Below are 25,510 nucleotides of genomic sequence, written 5' to 3' on the forward strand. Positions count from 1 at the left end.
AGGATAGCATACAATGGTGGTGAGAGGTGGTAAATTTGACCATTTTAAATAGAGTGAAGGAATTAAGAGCTCGGTTTAATTTTTCGCAAAGTGTATTAGCAGAAAAGGTTGGAGTGACGAGACAAACAATCGCGGCAATTGAAAAAGGGGATTATGTTCCGTCATTGTTATTAGCGCTTACGATTTGCGATGTGTTCGAGCTCAAGATGGAAGATGTGTTTGTTTTAAATAAGGAGGGGGAAGAGGATGAATAGACTTGTATTTTCCTATATGTTGAATGTACTTTTAATGGTATTAGCAGGTTGGGCATTTATTGAGTTGTATTATTTTACTATCGAAGTTGCTAATTTTATTCAAACGAAGAGGGTACCATTTGAAGTTTCGGTGAGTTTAATGCCAATAGGATTGCTTTTAATATTTGGTATTGTATCGACTGTTCTTTATAAAATTCAAAAGAAAAAATATAAAGAGCTATCATATTGGATGTTTCCACTGTTATTTCCTCAAGAAGACGAGCGGGAAAAGGCGATTACAGAAAAGGCTTGTCGTACTACATTTATGTCACTATGGTACGTGTTGCCTTGTGCGGTTGGTTTTTTAACGCTTTCTCCAATTGCTAATCTATATGTTCCTGCATATCCAATATATATTGCATTTAGTATTTTCTTTATTCAAATGACAATTTTCCACGTATCTTTATATCGAAATAAAATCGCTTAAAAAGAAACCTTCTTGCATCAGCAAGAAGGTTTCTTTTCAGCTTACACTTGTACATATAGCAATATTATCTTATCATTTTAAATAGAGTAAGATTTTGTAACGGAAAGGAATTGTATATGAATAAGCAAAGAATTTATAGTATAGTAGCAATCCTCCTATTTGTTGTAGGTGGTGTATTAATCGGCAAACCATTTTATGATGGATATCAAGCTGAAAAGAAACAGACTGAAAATGTACAGGCTGTTCAAAAAATGGATTATGAAAAACATGAGACAGAATTTGTAGATGCTTCGAAAATTAATCAACCAGACTTGGCAGAAGTAGCGAACGCATCTTTAGATAAGAAACAAGTAATTGGTCGTATTTCGATTCCGAGTGTTTCATTAGAACTTCCTGTTTTAAAGTCTTCTACTGAGAAAAACCTATTATCAGGTGCAGCAACAGTAAAAGAAAATCAAGTAATGGGAAAAGGGAATTATGCATTAGCAGGACATAACATGTCTAAAAAAGGTGTTTTATTTAGTGATATAGCGTCTCTAAAAAAAGGCGATAAAATTTATTTGTATGATAATGAAAACGAATATGAATATGCGGTTACTGGTGTATCTGAAGTAACTCCTGATAAATGGGAGGTTGTTGAAGATCATGGGAAAGATGAGATAACACTTATTACATGTGTATCTGTAAAAGATAATTCTAAACGTTATGTTGTTGCTGGTGATTTAGTAGGAACGAAGGCGAAGAAATAAAAAAGAAGGTCAACTCTCTAAAGAGTTGACCTTCTTTTTTACTAATGTTGAGAAATAATAGAATATTTTAGTTGGTATTTAAGTATTTTTCTATTTATGTATAATAAAGTTAGAATTCAAGATTTTGGGAGGAACAAGAGTGAAACAACAGGTGAAGAAACTTCTTTTAACAACAAGTGTAGCGTTATTGGTAGCTCCAATTTCAGCCTATGCGCATCCAGGACGTACAGATGCTAATGGGGGACATACGTGTCGTACAAATTGTGAAAAATGGGGATTGCAGTACGGGGAATATCATTATCACAATAAGCCAGCTTCTAGTAGTGGTGCAACAAGTCCAGCTCCTAGTCAAAATAATAATGGTGCTGTAGAAGCTGAAAGACAAGCAGAAGCACAGCGCAATGCTGAGGCTGAAAAACAACGTGCCGCAGAGGCGCAGCGTAAAGCTGAAGAAGAGAGACAACGTGTAGCGGAGGAACAAAGAAAAGCAGAGGCAGAGAGACAACGTGTAGCTGAAGAACAAAGAAAAGCGGAAGAAGCACGTAAGCGAGAGGAAGCACAACGTCAAGCTGATATGGAAAAAGGACAGCTTGAGGGACAAAAAAATGGAGAGATTGATTTTAAAGCAGGGAAAAATGATGCAGAATCACATTTAGCTGGAAAATCAGATACATATAAAGAAGCATTCAAAACTGCTTATGCTGCATCTTGGTCTTTAGAAGAGCAGAAGAAAACGCATTTTGAAAAAGGAAAAGAGCAAGGTTTAGCACAAGAGACGATGGAAGATAGTCAAATTGCTCCAGAGTTTAAGCCGAATTTTGCAGAAGGTTTCCAAGTAGGGAATAAAGAAAGAACAGAAAAAATTGAAAAAGAGCAAGCTGAACTAGGGGAAAAGGCAGGTAAGGAATTAGCCGGAAAGAACCCCGGAAATAGAGAGAAAGATGTGTACGTGAAGGCGTATGAAACAGCTTATGAAAAGGGTTATAAATCTACAAAAAAAGCAGTAGAAAAGGCTGGCTATAAGTATGCATTTGAAAACTATGATTTGAAAGTTCCTGCTAAATATGAAAAAAATGAATCGTTAAAGAAATGGTTTATTGAAGGATTTAAATCAAATAAAAAAGCAGCAGAAATTAGAGAAGAAGGATATAAAAAAGGAGACAGTTGGCTTGCATTCTTCTATAAGAATTTTGTGCCAAGTGAATATAAAGAACATAAAAATCTGTACGAACAAGCGATAGAAAAAGGTAAGAATGCATAAAAAAGATGAGGGATTTCCCCTCATCTTTTTTAATCCATCCATTTCACTAACTTCTTAGAAATTAGTAATAAAACGCAGCCTAATACAATTGCTACAGCACCAATTACTGTAAATACTTCAGCATATCCAAGTGAAGTTGTGAAGCTTGCGAGTTGTCCACCTAAAATGTTAGCGATTCCTGAGCTTGCTAACCATACTCCCATTAATAAAGAAGCAAGTTTTACTGGGGCAAGCGCACTAACCATTGATAGTCCAACAGGTGATAAGAATAGCTCACCTAACGTATGGAAAAGATACGTAAAGACGATAAATAGTAAGTTTGCTTTTTCTGTAATGTTATGTTCATCACTACCTGTTTTTAATGTAGCAATAACGAGAATGATATAACCGATACCGAGCAAGATCATACCAAGTCCCATTTTAGTTGGGATTTTTAAATCTCCACGCTTGCGAGTTGCAAGTTTTGCCCATAATGCCGAAATAACTGGAGCAAGTAAAATAATAAATAATGGATTGACCGATTGGAACCAAGATGTTGGAACTTCCCATCCGAACACAGAGCGGTCTACAAATTTGTTTGTATATAATGTTAATGAACTACCAGCTTGTTCAAAGCCAGCCCAGAAGAAGACAACGAAGCATGTTAAAATGACGATAACTGCAGTACGTTGTTTTTCTTTTTTTGTTAAAGGTGTATCTCCTACTGATGGTTGTCCATCTGTTGTTTGTAAATCGCGAGTTGGTTTTTTACCGATATCACCAAGGAAGCGATTGGATAGTGTTGTAAATAAAATTTGTCCAATGATCATTCCGATTGAAGCGGCTAAGAATCCGTAACGGAATCCGTAATGTACAACGCCATCAACCGTTGTTTTGAATAAATTTTCTGATAAAAATCCGCAAACGAGTGGAGCTAAAAATGATCCGACATTAATACCCATATAGAAAATGGTAAATGCACTATCACGTTTTGGATCGTTCTCTTCGTATAATTCCCCAACCAGTGTAGAGATGTTCGGTTTGAAGAATCCATTACCGATAATAATAAGCGCTAATCCGAGGTATAGGCCGACTTGGTTTTGTAAGGCAAATAGTGTAAGGTTACCGATTGCCATTGTTATACCACCAATTGTGATCGCTTTTCGTCTACCTAGAAAACGGTCTGTTAAGTATCCACCAATCATCGGTGTGAAATAACAGGCTCCAGTGTAAAATCCGTAAATAGAGAGTGCCCATCCAGGACTAAACCCAAGACCACCGCTTACTAAAGCTGTCGTTAAATATAATGTTAATAATCCTCGTAATCCATAGTAACTAAATCTTTCCCACATTTCTGTAAAGAAGAGTAAGTATAAACCTGGAGGATGTTTCTTTTTTCTTTGTTGTTCTCTTTCTAGTTGTATCGCTGATTCCATGTTATTTTCCTCCTGACACAAACAAAAACAAAGTTAATAATTTTGTACATTTAATATTTTACTTTATTAACTATTATAAGTCAATAAAGGTTGATTTTTCAGAAGAAATTGGAAAAGGGATATAGCTATAGAATGAGTGTTTCTTTTATGTTAGACTATGGACTATGTTTTCTTTGTAAAGAAGCGGTTTATTGCACTTTTTTATATGTGAAATTGATTTCATAAAAGATGAAATTAAAGAAGGAGAAAGAAATGAAATTGTTACAGAAAAAAGAAATTTTACTTATTAGTCTTATGTTATTCTCGATGTTCTTTGGAGCGGGGAATCTTATATTTCCACCTTTTCTTGGGTATGAAGCAGGAGAACATGTGTGGATTTCATTAGTAGGGTTTATTATATCAGCAACAGGTCTTCCGATATTGGGAGTTATTGCGATTGCAAAAGCAGGAAGTTTTCAAACGCTAGCGGGTAGAGTTCATTCTTCATTCGCCATTATTTTTCCGTGTATCGTGTATGTATTTATTGGACCAGGCCTTGGTATTCCTCGTGCAGGAAGTCTAGCTTTTGAAATGGGACCGGGTCAGCTATTTCCGGAAGCGGGTAGCGTAGTCTTATTATGTTACACAGTTATTTTCTTTAGTATTGTGTACTGGTTAAGTTTATCACCGTCTAAATTAATGGGGTTGTTCGGAAAAGTTTTAACACCGTTATTATTAGGTATGATTGCTCTTATCTTTATAAAAAGCATGTTTACATCAGTAGGTAGTGTGAAAGAGGCTGCTGGAAATTATGGACAAGCGCCTATGTTCCAAGGGTTTTTAGATGGATATTTAACGATGGATGCATTAGCAGCTTTAATTTTTGGGATTGTGATTGCAAATGCTCTTCGTGCAAAAGGTATTGAAGATGATAAAGGTTTAGCGAAATATATGAGTATTGCTGGAATTGGTGCAGGACTATTATTATCTATTATTTATGTCATACTTGGATATGTCGGTTCAATGAGTGGTTCATTGGGGACATTTGATAATGGCGCGCAAGTGTTAGCGCAAGTGATGACTACATTATTTGGGCAAGGCGGGGTCGTTTTATTAGGTCTTATTTTTACGATCGCGTGTTTATGTGTGTCAATCGGACTTGTTACATCTTGTAGTCAATTTTTCGCAAGTGCATTTCCGAAAGTAGCTTATAAAGTTTGGGCATTTATGTTAAGTTTGGTTAGTATGATTTTAGCTAATTTAGGATTAACACAAATTTTAAAAGTATCAGTACCGATTCTTGGATTTATTTATCCAGTTGCATTAACGCTTATTATTTTAGGGCTATTCCATAAGTATATTGAGAAGTATGCATACGTATATACAGTAACTGTTGGAATTGTAGCGGTGTTTAGTGCAGTTGATATTTTCAATAAAAATGTGATGATGAATCAGTGGACATCAGTATTGAAATACATTCCGTTTTATATGGAAGGTGTTGGGTGGATTGTTCCAGCTATTATAGGTGCTTGTATTGGTGTTATCGTGAGTATTGTTATAAATAAGAATAAATAAGTAAAAGGTGTTTTCCGATTTCGGAAAACACCTTTCTTTTTTGGAAAAATAGTATTGAAAATGAATAGACTAAGAGTATGATAAAGGTAATTGGTAATATATAGGTTTTGAACGGATAAGGGGGGAGCGTATGAAGGAGGATTTGAATAAGAAAATAGAAGCACTCGAAACGGCAATTGAAACGATTCAAGAAGCACTTTTTGAATTGAAAGCCAAACAAAGAGAAATAGAAGCAGAAAATGCTAAGCAACATGTTAGGACGGAAAAGAAAGAATATATTGAAACGGTGATGGAGGAAAAACAAAAAGAAGAAGTAGTTACAATAAAAGAGCCTGTGCAAGAACGTGGGGTAAAACAAGTAGATATAGCTGCGTTTAAACGAGAACCATTTAATATTATTAAGTTTTGCCAAACGTGGTTACCGCGCATATTTGTCGGTATTATGTTGCTTGGAGTAATTTGGTTATTTAAAGCAGGGGTAGATGCGGGATTATTAACACCAGCAATACGAATTGTGTTTGGTATTGTCCTATCAATCGGTTTTTATTATATAGGGGATATTCAAATTAAACGCGAGCGGCAAGCGTTAGGGTTAGTATTAGCAGGAGGAAGTATTACGGGTATAGTTTTAACGACATTTGCGGCACATTATTTATATGGATTTATTCCAGCGAGTGTCGCGTTTCTATGTAATATCGCATGGGTCATTTTAGGTATTTATATAGCGAAGAGGTATCAATCGGAATATCTTACTATCTTTGTAGCGGTAGGAGCTTTCTTCGTGCCGTTCTTATTAAATAGTACGACTCCTAATCCGTATATTTTCTTTGGATATGAGACGATACTAACGCTCAGCTTATTATGGTATGCGTTGAAAAATCATTATCAGTATTTATATATGATTTCTTATGTTGTTGCAGCTATTGTTCTTTTTGTCTTCTTTGCTGTTATGTCAATGTTAGTAGAGGATTTGCAAGTCCAGTTAACAGTAGTTTATGGTTTAATTCACTTACTATTATTTTGGCATATGTTTACGGAGAGAAGTTTTATAGTAGAGCCACGCTTGGCGATATTTAGTGCGAATGCAGTCTTCTTTATATTAGCCATTTCAAAAATACATGAATTTACAACATGGGGATTAATGATAAGTGCACTCGTGCACGCTATTATGTTCGTGTTTGAATATAGGAAGAATAGACATTCTACATTTACAAACCTTTTATTTGGTTTCGCAATGGGGGCCTTTAGTTTAGCGATTTTATATGAGTATAGTTTAGTGAATGCAGCGATTGTACTATTATTACAAGGCTTCCTCGGTATGGTGACTTCTATTAAAGTAAAACAACAGATAAAATTGTATGTTAGTGCGACGGTTTACGCAATTGGAATGATACAGACTATTTTTAGCCCGTTTGATCAATTTATTTCGGCAGGCTTTGTTGCTCATCTTATTTTAATTGGCACGCTCTATTATTGCATGAGACAAGCGAAAGATGTATTAGCGAGCTTTGGCAAGTATGTGTATTCTATAGCACTCTATTGGTTTATGGTGATTGTATTTATTACAATTACTAGAATCGGTGAAGTTTTGTCCACAGATGGAAGCATAATAAGCATATCTGTATCGTTATTATGGATGGTGTATGCATTATTTGCAGTTTGGCTTGGCCGGAATAAAAATATGAATGAAATATTATATGCCGGCTTAGTCGTGTTAGTCGTAACGATAGGAAAGCTATTCCTTCTAGACTTACCAGAAGTTTCAATGATGATTAGGGCGGTTTTATTCTTAATCGTAGGAAGTATAGGCATCGTTATTTCAAGAATGTTTTTCTCAAAAGAAGAGAAATGAGAAGAAGGCAATCCATATCCGGATTGCCTTTTTCATTATTTCTTATTAATCATTACAGTCTCACTATATTTCGCTGTTGTATTTTGACGTAGACGAAGTGTTGCTTGTCCAGTCGTATTTGGATCGATTTGTACGTTCACAATTTTTTCAGCAGAACCTAAGCTGTTTGTTGTGAAAGAAAAAGCACTGCTATATCCGAAAGTAGATGGCCAAGTGCCGTTTGTATTTTGAACTTTTGCTACTTGTGTACCGCCAGTAGTGAAGATACCTAAAGAATAATTATTGTATGTTGTGTTTGGTAATAAGTTATTTACTTGAATTTTGATTTGGAACACTTCATTGTTTGGTAGAGTGCTAGGGTGTGTAACTACGTAGTCATTTGCTGTTACTGCACCGTTATAGCCATATGAACCAGGTTTAAAAGTATTTGTATTAAACCATTGATAACCTGCATTTGGCGCACTCCAAGGTTCAGGTTGTGGCTCAGTTGATAAGCTTGGTTGTTCAAATGTTTGTAAAGTGGTAGGTAAATCAAGTTGTAAACCATTTACTTGGTCTAAACTTGTAAATGTTTCTTTATTCGATAGCCAATTTACGATATTTTCTAGTAAAATCGCATCGTTTTCTTCTTTATATCCATCGTAAGTTTTCTTTGTTTGGCCAGAGTCTTCACGAACGTATTTTGGCGTAGCATCTTCAACAGGAGAAGAGTCTCCAATAAAGGCAGCTTTTCCAAGTCCTACTTTTGCGATAGCAGCATAAGGACCTTCTGCAACACCACCGCCGTTATACACACCGCTATCAACAGCGTTATTCCATTTTGCTGGGTTTTCTGGAAGATAAACAAGTCCTTTTGCTAGTTTTGGATTTGTAATTGCTAAAGTAGAACCAGCATGCATTGCTACAGATGAAACCCCTTCTGTAATTCCGAATGATTGTTCAGGTGATACAATATTTTTAGCGGAAACATCACCGATTGCATTATAGCGGAAGCGAATACCGAAGTTGTCAGATAGCCAATCAGAGCTTTCTACTCCTTGCATAGCTTGTGAATTGGCTTCTTCGTTAGACATTCCTTTTGCTGGATTATCCCAAGCACCGCGTCTATATCCGTTAAATACTTCAGAAGAGTCCCAACGATTTTTATTACGATCTGCATTATAATGATCGGCAATGAAGAAGATACTACCGCCATTTTTCACGTATTGTAACATAGCATCTTGTTCAGATTTTTTGTAAGGAATATTTGCTTCTGGAACGATAAATACATTGTAGTCTTTTAAATCTTCGTATGTAAGCGGTGTTGATTTACGTAGTTCTTTTACATGATAGCCGTTTTGGGCAATGCCGTTTCCGAAATCAGAAAAGCCACCATCGATAACCCAGTCAGCAGTCCCGGCAGTTTGACCGTGTGTATTATCGAATAATACTTTTTTCCCATTGTTTTGATTTACAACTTTTGCAGCAATTTCAGGAGCTGGGTCTACAGAGCTTTCGGCATAAGTAGACGGTATGAACGAAGCTCCCATACTTAGTGTAATTGCTGTTGCTAAAGAAAATGTAATCCACTTTTTATTCTTCATAGAAGAATCCCCCTAATAATAAATATATGTGCTTTAATAATGTAATTTATTTTTCTGTAAAAATAAAGACGGAAAACATAAAAAATATTAAAAATTTGTAAAAATACCGTGAAATTTGTTGAGAAATATTTATATAGGCATAAAAATATCCCTTCCAAGTAATAAGGAAGGGATGTTTTGCTTAACTAATTTTTGAATTAGGTGTTTCATCAATTTTATGAAAACCTTTCATGTAATACACGACAGCTAAACCGATAAGCCAAATTGGTCCAACAATTAATGCAATCCGTGTATCTTCTGAATACGCCATTATACATAATACGAGTGCAAGGAAAGCAAGTGAGAAATATGAACTTAATGGGTATAAAGGCATTTTATACGATAACTTTTGTTTGTTTTGCGTCGGCAAACTTTTACGGAACTTAATTTGAGCGACTAATATAATACCCCAAGTCCAAATTGCCCCGAAAGTTGAAATACTAGTGAGCCATGTAAATACTTTTGCGGGCACAAGATAGTTTAATATAACACCAACGAGTAAAACGATTGCTGTTGCTACAATTCCTTGACTTGGAATGCCATTTTTATTTAAACGACCGAATCTTTCCGGAGCTTTTTTCTGTTGAGTTAATGTATACAGCATACGGCCTGTACTAAATAAACCACCATTACAAGAAGAAAGAGCTGCTGTTAATACGACAAAGTTAATAATTCCTGCTGCTTTTGCGATACCGATTTGCTGGAATGTTAATACAAATGGACTTCCTTTCTCACCAAGTTCGTTCCATGGATAAATTGCCATCATAACGAATAGAGCCCCAACGTAGAACAGTAAGATTCTCCAAAATACGTTATCGATTGCTTTTGCGAGTGTTTTTTTCGGGTTTTGCGCTTCACCAGCTGTAACACCGATTAATTCAACGCCTAAATAAGCGAATAATACCATTTGCATGGAGAGTAGTAACCCAGAAAATCCATTTGGAAACCAGCCACCATGTGACCAAAGGTTTGAAATGCCAGTAGCGATACCACCGTTTCCGAATCCGAATAAAATAATACCAGCCCCAACTACTATCATACAGATAATTGTGACAATTTTAATGAGAGCAAACCAAAATTCAAGTTCTCCAAATACTTTTACAGATAAAAAGTTGAAAGCACTCATTAATAATAGAGCGAGTAAAGCCCAAGTCCAGCGCGGAATATCTGGGAACCAGTATTGCATGTAAATGCCAGCAGCCGTAATTTCAGCCATGCAAGTAACAACCCATAAGAACCAGTAGTTCCAACCGGTAATATAGCCAGCTAGTGGTCCAAGATAATCATATGCATATTTACTAAAAGAGCCAGCAACAGGTTGTTCAATTGCCATTTCTCCGAGTGCTCGCATAATGAAAAAAATAACGAGTCCAGCAATCATATAGCCTAGTAAAATAGAAGGACCAGCTAGTTTAATAGCAGAAGCAGATCCTAAAAATAGTCCAACGCCAATAGCTGAACCGAGTGACATTAAAGTAATATGTCTTTCTTTTAAACCTCGGTTTAAAGTTCCAGATTTGTTTGTGTGCTGCATAAGAAGAATCCCCCTTGTAGAGTGAACGATATTTGAATGCGTTTACTAAATATTTAACTATTTCAAATTATAAAACATTTCTATCTGTTATGCTACAAAAATAATCATTATTAACTGTACTACATCTGTGCTTGTCAGACTTAAACTTAAAATTCGAACTATTATTGAATATATTGACTCTTCTTTTTATTGATTGTTAAGATTAAGTATTATATTTTCTCACATACTAGTAAGAAAAGAATATGTGATAATAATTCAGATGTAGGAAGGGTACATAACCATGTTTCAATTACAAAAATATAACACTTCTGTGAAGCAAGAGCTTTTAGCTGGCATCACAACTTTTTTTACATTTGCGTATATTCTTGTCATCAATCCGAAAATATTATCTGATGCAGGTGTACCATTTGATCAAGCTTTTACGGCAACTATTATTGCGACTGTTGTAGGGACGTTATGTATGTCGTTTTTAGCTAACTATCCAATTGTTATTGCTCCAGCTATGGGAATGAATGCGTATTTTGCTTATTCTGTTGTTCAACAGGCAGAGGGGATTACATATGTCATTGCGTTTTCAGCAGTATTTGTAACAGGTATCATTTTTCTTTTATTATCTTTCACTTCATTTAGGCAAAAGCTAATTGTCGCAATTCCTGACAGTTTAAAACATGCAATTGCAGGTGGAATTGGGTTATTTATTGCTTTTATTGGATTACGTCTATCTGGAATTATCGTTGATCATCCATCTAATTTAGTTACGATTGGTGATTTCCATTCTCCAGCCGTTATTTTAACTTTAATTGGTTTGATTTTAGCGGCGGTATTAATGACATTGCGTGTGAGCGGTGCATTATTTATTAGTATGATTGTGACAGGAATTATCGTCTTCTTTACAGGGCAGCTGAAGTTTACGGATAAAATTGTTGCGATGCCTCATTTACCAGAGGGGATTATCGTTTCAAATCCAATCAACGCCTTTTCAGATGTAATTGAATACGGATTATATGGCGTTGTATTTTCATTTTTACTTGTACTGTTATTTGATACAACAGGAGCATTACTCGGTTTAATTAAACAAGCAGGTTTAATTACAGATAATACAGAGAAACGTTTTGGTAAAGCATTTATTGCGGATGCAATTGGCGGTACTACAGGCTCTATCTTTGGGACAAGCCCAACAGCAGCGACGATTGAATCGTCAGCTGGTATTGCTGCAGGTGGTAAAACAGGATTAACAGGTATTGTAGTAGTCGGCCTAACGATTATAACAGCATTCTTTAGCCCTGTTATTGCTTCTTTATCAAGTGTAGCCGCTATTACAGCTCCTTCATTAATTATTGTAGGTAGTTTAATGGCACAAAGTATTCGTGATATTAATTGGAATGAATTTGAAGATGCATTACCAGCATTTTTAATTTTCGTTGGTATTCCGTTAACGTCTAGTATTGCGAATGGAATTGCAATTGGGTTTTTAGTGTATCCAGTCTTAAAAATTGTGAAAGGGAAAGGGATGGAAGTACATCCATTACTATACTTATTTACAATTTTATTTGGATGTCATTTATTCTTATAATATAGAAATAGGAGAGGGGGCTTCTTATGAGAGGCCCCTTTTTTGTGTATAATAAAGTGAAACTATAATCAGTCACGCAAAATATAAATTACTTAATGGAATATATATGTTACAATATGGATGGAGGGGGAACATGAATGGCTGTAAGTAAAATAAAAGTCGCGCGTGTTCAGTTAGATTTAACACAGCAACAATTAGCAGAAAAAGTAGGCGTTACAAGGCAAACGATTAGTTTAATTGAGAAGGGCAAATACAATCCGTCTTTAGATTTATGTTTGAAAATTTGTTATGCAGTAGATAAAACTTTGAATGATTTGTTTTGGGAGGAAAAGGAGTGATCGGATGAAAATTGTGAAAGATGAACGTTTAATGATTGAGGGGTTAAAACATATTAGATTAGTTTTCATCTTACAAAATATTTTCATACTAGGTATTGTTTTTTATCGCTACGTTTTGCAAGATGCAGGATATGAAAGTGTTTCGGATTTATTAATGATATTTATGTGCGGGATAATAGGGATTAACTTTTTAAACTTAAAAAACTCGGTGCAAGTGTATGAGCATACGGGCGGAGTATCACGCAGCTATTTTATGAAACTATTATTCATTCCGGTAGGTATTATTATTGGGATTTTAGCTATTTGTATCGTTGTAACACCAGATATTTCAATAAAAGAAATTAGTATGACAGGACTTATTATGTTAGCCTGTTTTTTAGTTCCTAGTCTGTTTATATACATATATATGAAAAAAATAAAAAGTGAAGATTGAAATATAAGAAAAGCTTTCCCATAGGAAAGCTTTTCTTATATTCTTTTATACAGTACTTTATGAAGGCCAATTGGTTCAATTTCAAAGATTTCACCATGTTCTTGGAAGCCTAAGCGCTTGTAATAGTCAGCTACAGTAATTCGGCCATTACACCATAATATATTTGCTTGACGCTCTTGTAAGATTTGTTCTGCTTTCTGAATTAAGGAGCTTCCAGCGTGGTTGTTTCGAAATTCAGGTAATGTGGCCATTCCTCGTAGACGGTAATGAATACCTGTAGGTAGGTCAGGATATATTTCTTTTGAGAAGGAAGCGATACTAATCAGTTTATCATTTATAAATGCTCCTAAGTGAAAGCTGTCTGTTTCATAGTCGGAAGGGTATTTACAATCTGCTAATGTTTGACTCGGGCGCAAAATTTTTTGACGTAATACGTAAGTTTCAGATCCATCAATATTTTTCACGGTAATCATATTAACATCCTTTCTTATAACGCTTTTTCTGTTAATTGTATAAAGAAATAGGCAGGTGCAGCGAAAAGTCCGAGTATGCTAGTGGTTCCGAGAAGGAGTGAAAGTAAGAGGCAAGAGTATTTTATTCTATTTGACTTTTTCCATCCGTAACTACAAATTTCAATACTAACACCGATGAGAATAATGGCCACGAGTATTTCGGCTAATAATAAGAGAGCTAAAGTTATAATAGACATAATGTAATCCATCCTCATAATATGTGATAGTAACATTTTACCATATGAAATGGAAAAAAATGCCCCTCAATTATGTGAGGGGCATTTTTTTATTCTAATATGTTTTTTAGTGTATCGATATGTTCTTTTGAGCCTGTTACAAGTAATGTATCACCGTGTTGTAGTCTTGTATCACCATGTGGGATTAATGCTTTATTTCCACGATAAATTTGAATGACTAGTACATCACCTAAAAACGGAAGGCGACGAAGTGCAACGCCGTTATATTTATTGCTCCGTAGTTCAACTTCACGGACTGTTTCGTTTGCTGTTGTAATTAAGCGAACGAGACTCGGTTTATCAATTAGCGCACGTAATAGAATACGTGTAGAGTTAATTGTTGAGAATACGGCGATATGTTCTTGTGTTGCTTTTTCTTGTAGAAGTGGATCTTCTACACTTGCAATAACATGTTCAACACCTAGTTCTTTTGCGTGTTCTGCTAATAGTAAGTTTTGCTCATCATCACTTGTTGCAACAACAACTCGGTCTGCATGAAAGGCTGTTTGTTCAGTTAACGATGCGATTGTGATGTCATCTAATTTCACGATAGGGAAGTCATGTGATTTTGCTTCCTCATCGTTTATTTTGTTTTGACGCATCATATATAGTGTTACGTCATAATCTTCTCGTTTTAAATCAAGTGATAACGGAAGGGTAATTCTGCTCGCACCAATAATAGAAACTTTTGGTTTTGGCGTTTCTACTTTTGGGAACATCTTTTTAAATAATATAGGCGCAAAAATACAAGTAATAACTGCGCTTAAAATAAGGGAAGCAGATAAACTTGGACTGATGATCCCTAGCTTTTCACCAATTTGTGCAGCTGCAATAACTAAAGAAAGTGTCGATGTTAATAAGATGGCACTCCCCAGTACGATATTACGTGGATACCATTTTCGTAAAACGAGTGATGGTAACAGTTTTGAGATAAAGAGTCCTACAATTAGAATTGGAATCATTAGCATACTAGAAGGCTCTTTAAAAATAGACCAAACCTCTAAATTTACACCAACCATTACGAAGAAAATAGGAATGAAGAAACCGTATCCGATAGAATCCAGTTTTTCAACCATATCTTCATTTGGTGATAATAATGATACGAGTACACCCGCTAAGAAGGCGCCTAAAATATTTTCAGCTCCAACGGATTCAGATAACCCAACTAATATTAAGATGAGTGCAAAAACAGCTCGTGTATCAATTTGTACACTCCCAGCTTTTAAGTTATCCAAGTATGGAATGTTTTTAAAACGTTTTGCAACGAAGTAAATAACAATACCAGCGCCGAATAGAAGAAGAAGAAGCCACATGCTTTGGCCGCTTTCGGAATTTAATCCGACGAATACAGCGAGTAAAATCATTGTAACTAAATCCGCAATAACAGCGACTAATAAAATGATTTGCCCAATTGCTGTTTTTCCTAAGTTATTCTCTTTTAGTGTTGGTACGACAACACCTAAAGAGATTGTTGAAATGATTAAAGTCATAAACATTGCATTATCTACAAATCCTAGCCATACGAATAGTAGTGATAGGGCATAAGATAAGATGAAAATAAATAAGAAGATAATACTTGCTGCTTGGAATGTGTTTGGTTCGTTTGTCGTGTTCTTTTTCCCTTTTTGTTTAAAGATAGAAAAATCAATTTCTAAACCGCTTAAAAACATAAGAAAGATAAATCCTAGTGTCGATAAGACTTGAAGCCACATATCTGGCTCAATAATATTAAATCCACTTTTACCTACAAAGATTCCTGCGATGATTTCTGCAACAACGACAGGAAGTGCTTTTAATTTAAAGCGTTGTAACAAAAGGGGAACGAAAAACGCGATTGCAACGACAACCATAAGTGATAGAACAGAAGTGTGATGTTCCATTGCGTTCTCTCCCTTCAAATAAATATAGTACCTATTTAGCCATATAATAGGTAGAAAAGCAACGCATATGGATTCGATTTCATAAAGAAAGAGTTTTCTTAACATTTGTCATAATAAGTATATTTTTCATGATTCTGTTGTTAATTCCGTAATGTGGATGTAATAGGGGAGGGAATAAAAAAAGACTGCTGAGGAATCTCAGCAGTCTTTTTCATGTACATTACATTGAGAAGAAGATCCATACAGTTAAACCAACTGTTGCAGTTGCAACGAAGAAACTGTAAATCATAGTAAGAACTTGAACTCTTCCTTCTCCTTCTTTTAAATGCATGAACATAATTAATTGTAACAACGCTTGCGCAACAGCCATTATGATAATGGTAGTTAAGATCGTTGATAGTGGCAGGTTTGTATAAAGTGCCACGTATAACGCTAGAAACGTTAGTGCAAGCGATAAAATAAATCCGAAAACGTGTGACCAAGGGAATCCGCTATGCGCATGCCCATTTGCTTGATTGTTATTTTGACCCATTTACGCCACCATCCCGTTCAAGTAAACTAGTGTGTAAATAAAGACCCAAACTAAATCAAGGAAATGCCAGTATAAGCTGATAATGAATACTTTACGAGCTGTAACTGGTGTTAAACCTCGTTTTAAAATTTGGATAATAACACAAATTGCCCAAATGATACCGCCTGTTACGTGGGCTCCGTGCGTTCCAAGAAGAACGAAGAATCCAGATAGGAAAGCACTTGTTTGAATTGTTGCGCCTTCACCAATATACATAATGAACTCTTCGATCTCGAAGAATAGGAAGCCTGCACCTAAAAGTAATGTAAGGACGAACCATCCAAGCATTGCTTTTTGGTTGTGCTTACGCATTTCGTGGATCACGATACCACATGTGAAACTACTTGTTAAAAGTAGTAATGTTTGAATTAAAAGCGTTTTAAGTTCAAACAGTTGTGCTGGTGTTGGGCCATCTGCCGTACGACCAGCAAGTACTAGATAAGAGGCGAAAAGTGTTGCGAACAGCATAATTTCAGCCCCAAGAAAAATCCAGAATCCTAGGATATTCAATCTGCTTTGTTCGGATTGATATTCCAAAGGTAAGCTTTTATCTAAAGCCGCCATATCATTTCACCTCTCATGCTACATGTTCTGATTTTTTAATTTCATCTACACTAATATAGTAACCTTCATCGTAATCGAATGAACGATAGATTAAGCAAGCTAAAATACCAATGCCGCCGATTGCTGCAAGCCAGAACCAGCTAAATACTAATGCGAAACCTGCAAGACCGAAGAATCCAGACGCAATAATAGGCACACCAGAGTTACTTGGCATGTGAATTGGTTTGATGTCTTCTGCTGCTGGTGTAACTGTTTCTCCGCGTTTTTTCATGTACCAGAAAGCATCAGCTTCTTTGATTTCAGGAAGTTTCGCGAAGTTGTAATGTTGTACAGGAGATTGAGTTGCCCATTCAAGTGTACGGCCGTCCCATGGATCTCCAGTTGTGTCACGTTCACCGTGACGAGCACTCCAAATTACGTTGTAGCAAAGAAGTAGGAAGCCGATACCCATCATTACCGCACCAACAGATGCGATTTGGTTTAGCCATCCCCATCCAAGACTTTCAGAGTAAGTGTACATACGACGAGTCATACCGTCTAAACCTAAGAAGTACATTGGGAAGAAACAGATGTTGAATCCGCTCATAAAGATCCAGAATGTCCATTTACCTAGGCGTTCATTTAACATATGACCAGTCATTTTTGGATACCAGAATGTGAATCCAGCAAGCATAGCGAATACTGTACCTGCGATTAATACGTAGTGGAAGTGAGCGATTAGGAAGTAGCTGTTATGGTACTGATAATCAGCTGCTGCCATACCAAGCATAACCCCTGTAACCCCACCGACTACGAAGTTTGGAATAAATGCCAATGACCAAAGCATTGGAACTGTAAAACGAATACGTCCTTTATACAGTGTAAACAACCAGTTAAAGATCTTAACCCCGGTTGGAATCGAAATCGCCATTGTCGAAATCGAGAAGAATGAGTTAACCGCTGGACCTGCACCCATCGTGAAGAAGTGGTGAAGCCATACGACGAAACTTAGTAAAGAAATTGCAACCATTGAGTATACCATCGCACTGTAACCGAATAGACGTTTACGTGAGAATGTACTAATGATTTCAGAGAAAATACCGAATGCCGGTAAAATAACGATATATACTTCAGGGTGACCCCATACCCAGAATAGGTTGGCCCATAACATTGGCATACCGCCGCTCGCCATCGTAAAGAAGTGAGCATCGAATAGACGGTCAAATGTCATTAATGCTAGAGCAACTGTTAATACTGGGAAAGCGAAAATAATGATAATCGTTGTAATTAAGATTGACCAAGTAAACATTGGCATTCTCATTAAAGTCATACCAGGTGTACGCATTTTTAAGATAGTAACAAGGAAGTTAATACCTGTCATTAACGTACCGAGACCTGAAATCTGTAATGCAATTGCGTAGTAGTTATTTCCTACACCAGAAGTAAACTCTGTACCTGCCATTGGGAAGTAAGAAGTCCACCCAGCGTCTGGAGAACCACCGATTACGAAAGCGATGTTGAATAACATTGCTCCGACAAAGAATAACCAGAAACTTAAAGCATTTAAGAACGGATATGCAACGTCACGAGCACCAATTTGTAATGGTACTACAAGGTTCATTAATCCCATAACGAATGGCATCGCCATGAAAAGAATCATAACTGTACCATGTGTTGTGAAGATTCCGTTATAGTGTTCAGCGTTTAAATAAGTTGTTTCAGGGAATGTTAACTGTGCACGGATCATTAAACCGTCCATACCACCACGGAATAACATAATAACCGCAGAGATAATATACATGGCCCCAATCTTTTTATGGTCAACAGTTGTTAACCATTCGTCCCAAAGCCATTTCCATTTTTTATACTTAGTTAGTACGAAAATGATTGCTAATGTCACAAGAACGATAGAAGCGTCTGCACCGTAAATAATCGGGTCACCTGTGACAAAGAATTCATCAAGCTTCACTGTGTTCACTCCAATCTGTTGGAATTATAGCTATTATTTTTTGTTTTTGTAGTAGTTGTAATCACAATATTCAAGTGATTTTGGATCTACATAACTTAAGTGATGGCTAGAGAATGTCATACGACCAACTACACCAGGTTTAACAATTTCGTTGTACTTATCTTCTGTTAGTTTAGGAGCAGTTTGTTGTACTTCTTTAACCCACTTGTCATATTTCTCTTTAGTTTTTGCTTCAACTTCGAACTCCATGTGAGTAAATCCTTCACCAGAGAAGTTCGCGCTACGACCTAGGTAAGAACCTGGCTTATCAGCTTGTAAATAAAGGTCCATAATCATGCCATCCATTGTGTACTTCATACCACCAAGTTCTGGTACCCAGAAAGCATTCATTGGGCCGACAGAAGTCAGTTTGAATTGAATTGGTACACCAGCTGGGATGTTTAAATAGTTAACGGTTTCAATTTTTTCCTCTGGGTAACTGAATAACCATTTCCAGTTTGCAGATGTAACATAAATCTCCACTGGTTTAATATGTTTGGACTCTTTCGGAACCTCTTCCGAAGCATAAGTTGCTTTTACTGTTGGAATCGATAATGCGATAACGATAATAACAGGAACAAGCGTCCAAATGATTTCTAATAATGTGTTACCGTGTTGTTCAGGTGGCTCATAGTCCATATTCTCTGGTTTTTCACGATAACGAATCAAGATGACTGTAAACAAGATGAATACAATTGCGATAATTAATGACATAAGCAAGAATGACCAAACAATTAAATCATACTGTGCTTTTGCAACAGGTCCTTGCGGATTTAATACTGCGAGTTTTTTATCACAGCCACCGAGGAACAGAAGTAATGATAACGGAAGAAGCGAAGCCAACTTCCAAAACGCTTTCTTTAGTTGCACGATTGAAAATCTCCTTTCTCCTTGGATTGAAACTATGCCAATAAAACAATATAAACCTATTAATTTATAGAAGGCAATAGTTTTTGAGATATTGTTAAAAAATAGACACAAATGCACACTTTTTAAGGTGAATATCATTTGTAACTTGATTACATTGTAAACTATTTTCCAGAGAAAAATGCGATTGTGAAAATTTTAAGATAAATAAAGTTATACCAGGATACCCAAGAAATAGAAAAAAGCTATCTTATCATAAGAAAGATAGCTGAATATTTCGTATATTTAGTTTATTTCTTGTGAAATAGTCTGTTGTTGTTCAAATGTGACAATTTTTTTATATTTCACTTGATATAAAATGTAACAAATGACCATAAATGGAATGCCGCAATAAAGAGCAATTCTCTGATCTGGAATGAAAGCTAAACTAACAAATGTAATGAAATTGAGTGAGAACGCTACGATTGGAACGAGCGGATAAAGTGGTGTGCGATATTTTAAATCATTTATGTCACCACCGTTTTTCACGAAGTTTCTACGGAAGAAAAACTGTGAAGCCGCAATTGACATCCAAACGACAACAGCAGCCATTGCTGCGATAGATGTTAAAACTAAAAAGACAGTATCTGCTGCAAATATACTTGTTAATAGGGATAGACTTGCAAAGATTAGACTGAAAATCAATGCGTTTAGTGGTACACCTTTTTTAGTTAATTTCGTAAATGCTGGACTTGCCATTCCTTGTTTTGCCATCGCCCAAAGCATACGCGAATTTGCGTATAGACCAGAATTGGCTACGGATAATACAGCTGTAATAATAACAAAGTTCATAATGTCTGCTGCATATGGAACACCAGCTACATCAAATACAAGTACAAATGGACTTTCGACTAGATTAGCCTCTTGCCACGGGAGTAAACCTACAACAACTGATATTGCTAGGACGAAGAAGAATAGTGTGCGCCAAATGGTATTTTTGATTGCTTTAGGAATTGTTTTTTCAGGATTTTCACTTTCTCCTGAAGCAATTCCGATTAATTCTGTTCCTTGGAAGGAGTAATTTACTGTAATCATCGTAAGAAGAACAGCTAATGCACCATTTGGAAATAGGCCGCCATTTTCAGTGAAATTGTGAAGCATTGGAGCTGGTTTTCCGTTAAAGTCTAGTAGACCGAACATAACTGCACCACCGAGTACGATGAAAACAACAATAGTTGCGACTTTTACACTTGCGAACCAAAATTCTGCTTCTGCATATGCTTTTGCTGATAAAGCGTTTACAAGAAAGAGTGCTGCCGCAAATGTAACACACCAAATCCACGAAGAAACGTCTGGAAACCATCGTTTCATTAAAATACTTACAGTTGTTAACTCTACTCCAACTGTAACAGCCCAATTTAACCAATACATCCAACCGACAACAAAACCAAAACCAGGTGAAATAAATTTGCTTGCATAGCTTTGGAATGAACCTGCTTCTGGCATAGCTACGGATAATTCACCAAGACATAACATCGTTAAATACATAACAAATCCACCGACTAAAAATGCAAGAATAGCACCACCAGGGCCGGCGTTATGGACGATTTGACCAGATCCCATAAATAGGCCAGTGCCGATAACACCACCAAGTGCGATCATAAATAGGTGTCTACTTTTCATTGTACGTTTTAAATCTGTTTGTTCTACTTGTTGATTCATATGCCCCTCACCCCGTTATTTTCTTATATGTGTTAACTGGTTTTCATTCTGAGTTTTTAATCATTAGTGGGGGATGTGACACATACTCAGTTTATTTGCTATGAAATGAATGGAGTATGTAAAAAACGAACTATGACTAAATACTCTAAGAATGTTTTTATTAACAAGGTGATATCTTCACCATGTTAATAATTTTGATTTTAGCAAAATGTTGCTAAAAAGTATATTGTTTTTTCTTTTTATTAAAAATAATTAGAATTTTATAACGATGTAGTTATGAACAATAATCCACAGAATCTTTCTAGCAAACTAGCAAGAAGAAAGGTACAATGGTAAGAGGTATGTCTGTAAAATAATAATTAATGGAGTTTTGTTTAAAATGAAAAAGTTAAAATATCTTTTTGTTTTTGGAATTATATTTGCTGCAGCGTTTTTTATAGGGAAAGATAAGATTATACAAAAGGCACAAGTGCTACGCTTAGATTTTCTATCTGAAATGAAAGAAGCGGCTATGATTGAAAATGTTCCGTTTATAAAGCAGTTACCAGAATTACCTCGTGGATGTGAAGTGACAAGCTTAGCTATGTTGCTACAATATAAAGGTGTACAAGTAGATAAGATGCAGCTTGCTAGTGAAATTCAACGAGTTCCATTTGAACAAAATGGTTTGCGTGGAAATCCGTATGAGGGATTTGTTGGTAATATTTATACGAAAGCTGAACCAGGATATGGTGTATACAATAAACCAATCTTTAATTTAGCAGAAAAATATGTTTCTGAAAAAGTAATTAATTTAACAGATAGAGACGTGAAAGATCTATATAAGGTAATTAGTTCTGGTTCTCCAGTATGGGTTATTATTAATACAACATTTAAGCCGCTAGCTGAAAGTAGTTTTGAAACATGGAATACAAGCTCTGGTGAAGTGAAAATTACATATTTTGAGCATAGTGTAGTAGTAGTTGGATACGATCAAAACTTTGTATATGTAAATGATCCTCTAAAAAATAATCCGCGTTTCGCTGTTCCGCGAGCAGAGTTTGAGCAAGCGTGGGAGCAAATGGGGAAACAAGCAATTACTATTTTATAATAATGAGAAAGCCATCTTTTTTGATGGCTTTTTATTTTTAATTAATTATAACGGAAAATTCAGAAGATTCTTTTAAAAGTTAACGATTCACGTTATAATAACATTTAACTTGGTGAAGAAGGGGAGAAGAGAAATGGATGTTGCAAAAGAACTTGTTTTGTCAAAGGATCAGTTGGTTGAGTGGAGAAGACATTTTCATAAGTATCCAGAGTTATCTTTTCAAGAAGAGAAAACATCGCAGTTTGTGTTCGATATACTTCGGGAAATTCCATGTTTAGAAGTATCAAGACCTACGAAATATAGTGTAATGGCAAGGTTGATTGGAAGGCAGCCTGGTAAAATAGTTGCGGTTCGAGCTGACATGGATGCTCTTCCTATTCATGAAGAAAATGAGTTTGATTTTATTTCTACATATCCGGGTGTAATGCATGCATGTGGCCATGATGGACATATAGCGATATTACTTGGAGTTGTACATAAGTTAGTAGAAGCAAGAGAGAAAATTAAAGGGGAGATTCGTTTTCTATTCCAACATGCTGAAGAAAACTTTCCTGGTGGTGCAGAGGAAATGGTTGCAGCGGGTGTAATGGAAGGGGTCGATTATATTATTGGTGCTCACCTTTGGGCATCGTTAGAGGTTGGAAAAGTAGGTGTAATTTATGGTCCCGCAATGGCTGCTCCAGATGTTTTTAAAATTATAATAGAAGGAAAAGGTGGACATGCTGGAATCCCTCATGAAACTGTTGATAGTATTGCAATCGGTACACAAGTGATTTCCCAACTTCAGCAAATTGTATCTCGCCTCACGAATCCGTTAGATTCTCTTGTAGTATCTGTTACGCAATTTCACGCTGGGACAACCCATAATGTGATTCCAGAACAAGCGGAGATCGAAGGGACAGTGCGGAGTTTAAGACATGAGTTACGAGAAGAAACAGAGAAAAGGATTGAACAGATTGTAAAGCATGTGACGGAAGCTTATGGAGCGAAATATACGTTTTCTTATGAATATGGATATCGTCCAGTAGTAAATGATTATGAAGTGACAGAGATTATTGAGCAAACAGCATTACAGCTTTATGGAAGGGAACGAGTTACTCGTTTACAGCCGACGATGGCTGGAGAAGATTTTTCAGCGTTTTTACAAAAAGCACCAGGGACATTCTTTTTTATCGGAGCAGGAAACAAAGAGAAAGGAATTATATATCCTCACCATCACCCTCGTTTTACGATTGATGAAGATGCATTACCAATTGGCGTGCAAGTCTTTGTATCATCGATTATGAATTTCATAAGTAAAGGAGAATGAGATGAAGAAAATACACGTATTAGCGCTTATTCCAGTTTTTTGTTTAGTTATTGGACCTGTATTTGCTAATTCAGTTACTCCTTACATATTAGGGATGCCGTTTTTATTATTTTGGATATTATTATCAGTGCTTATTACATCTCTTTGTATGGGGATTGTGTACGTATTCGATCCTGCTAATAAGGGGGATATAAAATGACCGCATTACTTATCATTATTTTATTTTTGTTTCTCGCATTATTTTTAGGAATTCGGGCACAACATGGAAAAGATATGAATTTAGAGCAATGGTCAGTTGGGGGAAGAGGTTTTGGTACTATTTTTGTTTTTCTTCTTATGGCAGGTGAAATTTATACGACATTCACATTTTTAGGTGGAAGTGGATGGGCGTATAGTAAAGGAGCGCCTACTTTTTATATTTTAGGTTATGGTGCATTAGCTTATATTTTATCTTATTTTTTATTACCACCAGTTTGGAAATATGCAAAAGAGCATAATCTAGTTTCACAGCCAGATTTTTTTGTGAAGAAATATAAGAGTCAGGCACTTGGCCTTATCGTTTCTATTATTGGAGTTATTTCGATTATCCCATACCTTGTTTTACAGTTAAAAGGATTAGGAATTATCGTTTCGGAAGCGTCTTACGGAAGGGTATCACCAGTTATCGCAGTGTGGATGGGCGCAATTGTTATAACGATATATGTAATGGTTTCAGGTATACACGGCTCTGCTTGGACGGCCGCTTTGAAGGATATTATGATCCTATTTATCGTTATGTTTTTAGGTATATATTTACCGTATCATTATTACGGAGGATTTCAGCCGATGTTTGAAGCTGTAGAAGCAGCAAAGCCAGGATTTTTGTCTTTACCTGGTGAAGGAATGAGCATTTCTTGGTTTGTTTCTACTATTGTATTAACAGCTCTCGGTTTCTATATGTGGCCCCATACATTCGCTTCTGCTTTCTCTGCAAAAAATGAAAAAGTATTTCGTAAAAATGCGGCCATTATGCCACTGTACTCTTTAGTTTTACTTTTCGTGTTCTTTGCAGGGTTCGCAGCTATCTTGCAAGTTCCTGGATTAAAGGGAGGGGATGTAGACCTTTCGTTATTCCGTCTGGCTCTTCAAACTTTTGATCCTTGGTTTATTGGGGTTATTGGTAGTGCTGGAGTTTTAACGGCATTAGTTCCGGGTTCTATGCTTGTCATGGCCGCTTCTACATTATTAGCGAAAAATATTTACCGAACAATGGTCCCATCTGCTTCGGATCGACAAGTGGCAAAAGCAGCGAAATTATTTGTTCCTGTAGTAACGCTTGTAACTGTTTTGTTTACTTTTAAAGGTGGAGAAACGATAGGAGCACTTCTTTTAATGGGATATAGTATAGTGACACAACTTTTCCCTGCACTTGTATGTAGTTTGTTTCCACGTCAGGTTATTACGAAGCAAGGAGCAATTGCAGGGATGGGGATTGGAGTGTTAGTGGTTGCGTATATTACTTTATCTGGTTCAACTATAGCTACGATGTTTCCGGGTTTCCCTCAATATATAAAAGATTTAAATGTAGGTATAGTCGCATTGTTAATGAATATGATTGTGATGTTTATCGTTAGCGGGTTCACGAAAAATGTGTCTATAAAAGCGGACAATATAATAGTAGAAAAGTAATTCATATGCTAGAGCTATCTTTGAAAAGAGATAGCTCTTTTTTGTATATATTTTCTTCTATTAGCGGAATCTAA

Annotated in this window: 24 protein-coding genes; 13 read left to right on the forward strand and 11 right to left on the reverse strand. The window is 36.1% G+C overall.

The features are described 5' to 3' along the window. Nucleotides 1-35: 35 nt before the first annotated feature. The 4 genes from EGX95_RS02255 to EGX95_RS02270 all read left to right on the forward strand — a co-directional run bounded on the left by EGX95_RS02255 (nt 36) and on the right by EGX95_RS02270 (nt 2,730). A complete protein-coding gene (locus EGX95_RS02255) occupies nt 36-254 on the forward strand; it encodes a helix-turn-helix transcriptional regulator (protein WP_000154009.1) in 219 nt (72 codons plus the stop codon). Further along, a complete protein-coding gene (locus EGX95_RS02260) occupies nt 247-720 on the forward strand; it encodes a hypothetical protein (RefSeq protein WP_001081111.1) in 474 nt (157 codons plus the stop codon). Before EGX95_RS02255 ends, EGX95_RS02260 begins: the two co-directional genes overlap by 8 nt. A 116-nt stretch (nt 721-836) precedes the next feature. Then, the gene (locus EGX95_RS02265) at nt 837-1,469 is read left to right on the forward strand and encodes a class A sortase (protein ID WP_001041721.1); all 633 of its coding nucleotides are present in this window, start codon (nt 837-839) and stop codon (nt 1,467-1,469) included. A 139-nt stretch (nt 1,470-1,608) separates the two neighbouring features. Continuing rightward, on the forward strand, nt 1,609-2,730 hold the full coding sequence (locus EGX95_RS02270) for a YHYH domain-containing protein (RefSeq protein ID WP_000813416.1): 1,122 nt from the start codon (nt 1,609-1,611) through the stop codon (nt 2,728-2,730). A gap of 29 nt (nt 2,731-2,759) precedes the next feature. Here EGX95_RS02270 and EGX95_RS02275 read toward each other — a convergent pair whose 3' ends face one another. After that, nucleotides 2,760-4,145, reverse strand: a complete 1,386-nt coding sequence (locus EGX95_RS02275; protein ID WP_000443153.1) for a peptide MFS transporter — start codon at nt 4,143-4,145, stop codon at nt 2,760-2,762. 252 nt (nt 4,146-4,397) lie between these two features. Between EGX95_RS02275 and brnQ1 the strand changes: the two genes are divergently transcribed. Continuing rightward, entirely contained in the window at nt 4,398-5,699 is a 1,302-nt protein-coding gene (gene brnQ1, locus EGX95_RS02280; RefSeq protein ID WP_000771682.1) for a branched-chain amino acid transport system II carrier protein BrnQ1, read from the forward strand. Between the two features lie 130 nt (nt 5,700-5,829). Next, nucleotides 5,830-7,551, forward strand: a complete 1,722-nt coding sequence (locus EGX95_RS02285) for a DUF2339 domain-containing protein (RefSeq protein ID WP_000656716.1) — start codon at nt 5,830-5,832, stop codon at nt 7,549-7,551. 35 nt (nt 7,552-7,586) lie between these two features. Here EGX95_RS02285 and EGX95_RS02290 read toward each other — a convergent pair whose 3' ends face one another. Together EGX95_RS02290 and EGX95_RS02295 are read right to left on the reverse strand one after the other, a co-directional pair. After that, the gene (locus tag EGX95_RS02290) at nt 7,587-9,134 is read right to left on the reverse strand and encodes a hypothetical protein (RefSeq protein ID WP_000791523.1); all 1,548 of its coding nucleotides are present in this window, start codon (nt 9,132-9,134) and stop codon (nt 7,587-7,589) included. Between the two features lie 181 nt (nt 9,135-9,315). Continuing rightward, a complete protein-coding gene (locus EGX95_RS02295; protein ID WP_123805439.1) occupies nt 9,316-10,707 on the reverse strand; it encodes an amino acid permease in 1,392 nt (463 codons plus the stop codon). A gap of 280 nt (nt 10,708-10,987) precedes the next feature. On the opposite strand from EGX95_RS02295, the gene EGX95_RS02300 reads away from it, so the two are divergent. The 3 genes from EGX95_RS02300 to EGX95_RS02310 all read left to right on the forward strand — a co-directional run bounded on the left by EGX95_RS02300 (nt 10,988) and on the right by EGX95_RS02310 (nt 13,051). Next, complete coding sequence (locus EGX95_RS02300; protein ID WP_000487213.1) at nt 10,988-12,280, forward strand: NCS2 family permease; 1,293 nt, start codon at nt 10,988-10,990, stop codon at nt 12,278-12,280. Between the two features lie 137 nt (nt 12,281-12,417). Beyond that, nucleotides 12,418-12,618 (forward strand): helix-turn-helix transcriptional regulator, encoded by a 201-nt coding sequence (locus EGX95_RS02305; RefSeq protein ID WP_000301182.1) that lies wholly within the window; start codon nt 12,418-12,420, stop codon nt 12,616-12,618. A 4-nt stretch (nt 12,619-12,622) separates the two neighbouring features. Continuing rightward, complete coding sequence (locus EGX95_RS02310; RefSeq protein WP_000706635.1) at nt 12,623-13,051, forward strand: hypothetical protein; 429 nt, start codon at nt 12,623-12,625, stop codon at nt 13,049-13,051. Between the two features lie 35 nt (nt 13,052-13,086). Here the strand turns inward: EGX95_RS02310 and EGX95_RS02315 are convergent, their stop codons facing one another. The 8 genes from EGX95_RS02315 to EGX95_RS02350 all read right to left on the reverse strand — a co-directional run bounded on the left by EGX95_RS02315 (nt 13,087) and on the right by EGX95_RS02350 (nt 21,369). Beyond that, nucleotides 13,087-13,524: a GNAT family N-acetyltransferase gene (locus EGX95_RS02315; protein ID WP_000633753.1), complete on the reverse strand. Its 438-nt coding sequence runs from the start codon at nt 13,522-13,524 to the stop codon at nt 13,087-13,089. Nucleotides 13,525-13,538: 14 nt separating this feature from the next. Then, nucleotides 13,539-13,796 (reverse strand): DUF4022 family protein, encoded by a 258-nt coding sequence (locus EGX95_RS02320; RefSeq protein WP_042469424.1) that lies wholly within the window; start codon nt 13,794-13,796, stop codon nt 13,539-13,541. Nucleotides 13,797-13,849: 53 nt separating this feature from the next. Further along, the gene (locus EGX95_RS02325; RefSeq protein WP_000399981.1) at nt 13,850-15,679 is read right to left on the reverse strand and encodes a monovalent cation:proton antiporter family protein; all 1,830 of its coding nucleotides are present in this window, start codon (nt 15,677-15,679) and stop codon (nt 13,850-13,852) included. A gap of 220 nt (nt 15,680-15,899) precedes the next feature. After that, a complete protein-coding gene (gene qoxD, locus EGX95_RS02330; RefSeq protein ID WP_000531380.1) occupies nt 15,900-16,211 on the reverse strand; it encodes a cytochrome aa3 quinol oxidase subunit IV in 312 nt (103 codons plus the stop codon). Further along, a complete protein-coding gene (gene qoxC, locus EGX95_RS02335; protein WP_000729317.1) occupies nt 16,212-16,814 on the reverse strand; it encodes a cytochrome aa3 quinol oxidase subunit III in 603 nt (200 codons plus the stop codon). A 13-nt stretch (nt 16,815-16,827) separates the two neighbouring features. Continuing rightward, nucleotides 16,828-18,762, reverse strand: a complete 1,935-nt coding sequence (gene qoxB, locus EGX95_RS02340; protein WP_000762372.1) for a cytochrome aa3 quinol oxidase subunit I — start codon at nt 18,760-18,762, stop codon at nt 16,828-16,830. Between the two features lie 33 nt (nt 18,763-18,795). Then, complete coding sequence (locus EGX95_RS02345; RefSeq protein ID WP_001176167.1) at nt 18,796-19,671, reverse strand: cytochrome aa3 quinol oxidase subunit II; 876 nt, start codon at nt 19,669-19,671, stop codon at nt 18,796-18,798. A 282-nt stretch (nt 19,672-19,953) separates the two neighbouring features. After that, nucleotides 19,954-21,369 (reverse strand): amino acid permease, encoded by a 1,416-nt coding sequence (locus tag EGX95_RS02350; protein ID WP_001076076.1) that lies wholly within the window; start codon nt 21,367-21,369, stop codon nt 19,954-19,956. A 379-nt stretch (nt 21,370-21,748) separates the two neighbouring features. Here EGX95_RS02350 and EGX95_RS02355 point away from each other — a divergent pair, with 379 nt between their 5' ends. The 4 genes from EGX95_RS02355 (at nt 21,749) to EGX95_RS02370 (ending at nt 25,436) form a co-directional block, all read left to right on the forward strand. Continuing rightward, entirely contained in the window at nt 21,749-22,459 is a 711-nt protein-coding gene (locus EGX95_RS02355) for a C39 family peptidase (RefSeq protein ID WP_000734472.1), read from the forward strand. Between the two features lie 133 nt (nt 22,460-22,592). After that, nucleotides 22,593-23,768: an amidohydrolase gene (locus EGX95_RS02360; protein ID WP_000382097.1), complete on the forward strand. Its 1,176-nt coding sequence runs from the start codon at nt 22,593-22,595 to the stop codon at nt 23,766-23,768. A gap of 1 nt (nt 23,769) precedes the next feature. Beyond that, on the forward strand, nt 23,770-23,967 hold the full coding sequence (locus EGX95_RS02365; RefSeq protein WP_000719853.1) for a DUF3311 domain-containing protein: 198 nt from the start codon (nt 23,770-23,772) through the stop codon (nt 23,965-23,967). After that, nucleotides 23,964-25,436 carry a sodium:solute symporter family protein gene (locus tag EGX95_RS02370; RefSeq protein WP_000125926.1) on the forward strand — a complete coding sequence of 491 codons (1,473 nt, stop codon included), beginning with the start codon at nt 23,964-23,966 and terminating at the stop codon, nt 25,434-25,436. Before EGX95_RS02365 ends, EGX95_RS02370 begins: the two co-directional genes overlap by 4 nt. Nucleotides 25,437-25,510: the final 74 nt, after the last annotated feature.

Source organism: Bacillus sp. FDAARGOS_527, from assembly GCF_003812125.1.
Classification (GTDB): Bacteria; Bacillota; Bacilli; order Bacillales; family Bacillaceae_G; genus Bacillus_A; species Bacillus_A paranthracis.

Excerpts from the sequence above, each read along its gene's own strand:
- EGX95_RS02295 (WP_123805439.1), bottom strand. The coding sequence starts at position 10,707 with ATGCAGCACACAAACAAATCTGGAACTTTAAACCGAGGTTTAAAAGAA.
- EGX95_RS02360 (WP_000382097.1), top strand. The coding sequence starts at position 22,593 with ATGGATGTTGCAAAAGAACTTGTTTTGTCAAAGGATCAGTTGGTTGAG.
- EGX95_RS02290 (WP_000791523.1), bottom strand. The coding sequence starts at position 9,134 with ATGAAGAATAAAAAGTGGATTACATTTTCTTTAGCAACAGCAATTACA.
- brnQ1 (WP_000771682.1), top strand. The coding sequence starts at position 4,398 with ATGAAATTGTTACAGAAAAAAGAAATTTTACTTATTAGTCTTATGTTA.
- qoxC (WP_000729317.1), bottom strand. The coding sequence starts at position 16,814 with ATGGCGGCTTTAGATAAAAGCTTACCTTTGGAATATCAATCCGAACAA.
- EGX95_RS02265 (WP_001041721.1), top strand. The coding sequence starts at position 837 with ATGAATAAGCAAAGAATTTATAGTATAGTAGCAATCCTCCTATTTGTT.
- EGX95_RS02365 (WP_000719853.1), top strand. The coding sequence starts at position 23,770 with ATGAAGAAAATACACGTATTAGCGCTTATTCCAGTTTTTTGTTTAGTT.
- EGX95_RS02260 (WP_001081111.1), top strand. The coding sequence starts at position 247 with ATGAATAGACTTGTATTTTCCTATATGTTGAATGTACTTTTAATGGTA.
- EGX95_RS02370 (WP_000125926.1), top strand. The coding sequence starts at position 23,964 with ATGACCGCATTACTTATCATTATTTTATTTTTGTTTCTCGCATTATTT.
- EGX95_RS02310 (WP_000706635.1), top strand. The coding sequence starts at position 12,623 with ATGAAAATTGTGAAAGATGAACGTTTAATGATTGAGGGGTTAAAACAT.
- EGX95_RS02315 (WP_000633753.1), bottom strand. The coding sequence starts at position 13,524 with ATGATTACCGTGAAAAATATTGATGGATCTGAAACTTACGTATTACGT.
- EGX95_RS02355 (WP_000734472.1), top strand. The coding sequence starts at position 21,749 with ATGAAAAAGTTAAAATATCTTTTTGTTTTTGGAATTATATTTGCTGCA.
- EGX95_RS02285 (WP_000656716.1), top strand. The coding sequence starts at position 5,830 with ATGAAGGAGGATTTGAATAAGAAAATAGAAGCACTCGAAACGGCAATT.
- EGX95_RS02275 (WP_000443153.1), bottom strand. The coding sequence starts at position 4,145 with ATGGAATCAGCGATACAACTAGAAAGAGAACAACAAAGAAAAAAGAAA.
- EGX95_RS02320 (WP_042469424.1), bottom strand. The coding sequence starts at position 13,796 with ATGTTACTATCACATATTATGAGGATGGATTACATTATGTCTATTATA.
- EGX95_RS02350 (WP_001076076.1), bottom strand. The coding sequence starts at position 21,369 with ATGAATCAACAAGTAGAACAAACAGATTTAAAACGTACAATGAAAAGT.
- EGX95_RS02305 (WP_000301182.1), top strand. The coding sequence starts at position 12,418 with ATGGCTGTAAGTAAAATAAAAGTCGCGCGTGTTCAGTTAGATTTAACA.
- EGX95_RS02325 (WP_000399981.1), bottom strand. The coding sequence starts at position 15,679 with ATGGAACATCACACTTCTGTTCTATCACTTATGGTTGTCGTTGCAATC.
- qoxD (WP_000531380.1), bottom strand. The coding sequence starts at position 16,211 with ATGGGTCAAAATAACAATCAAGCAAATGGGCATGCGCATAGCGGATTC.
- EGX95_RS02300 (WP_000487213.1), top strand. The coding sequence starts at position 10,988 with ATGTTTCAATTACAAAAATATAACACTTCTGTGAAGCAAGAGCTTTTA.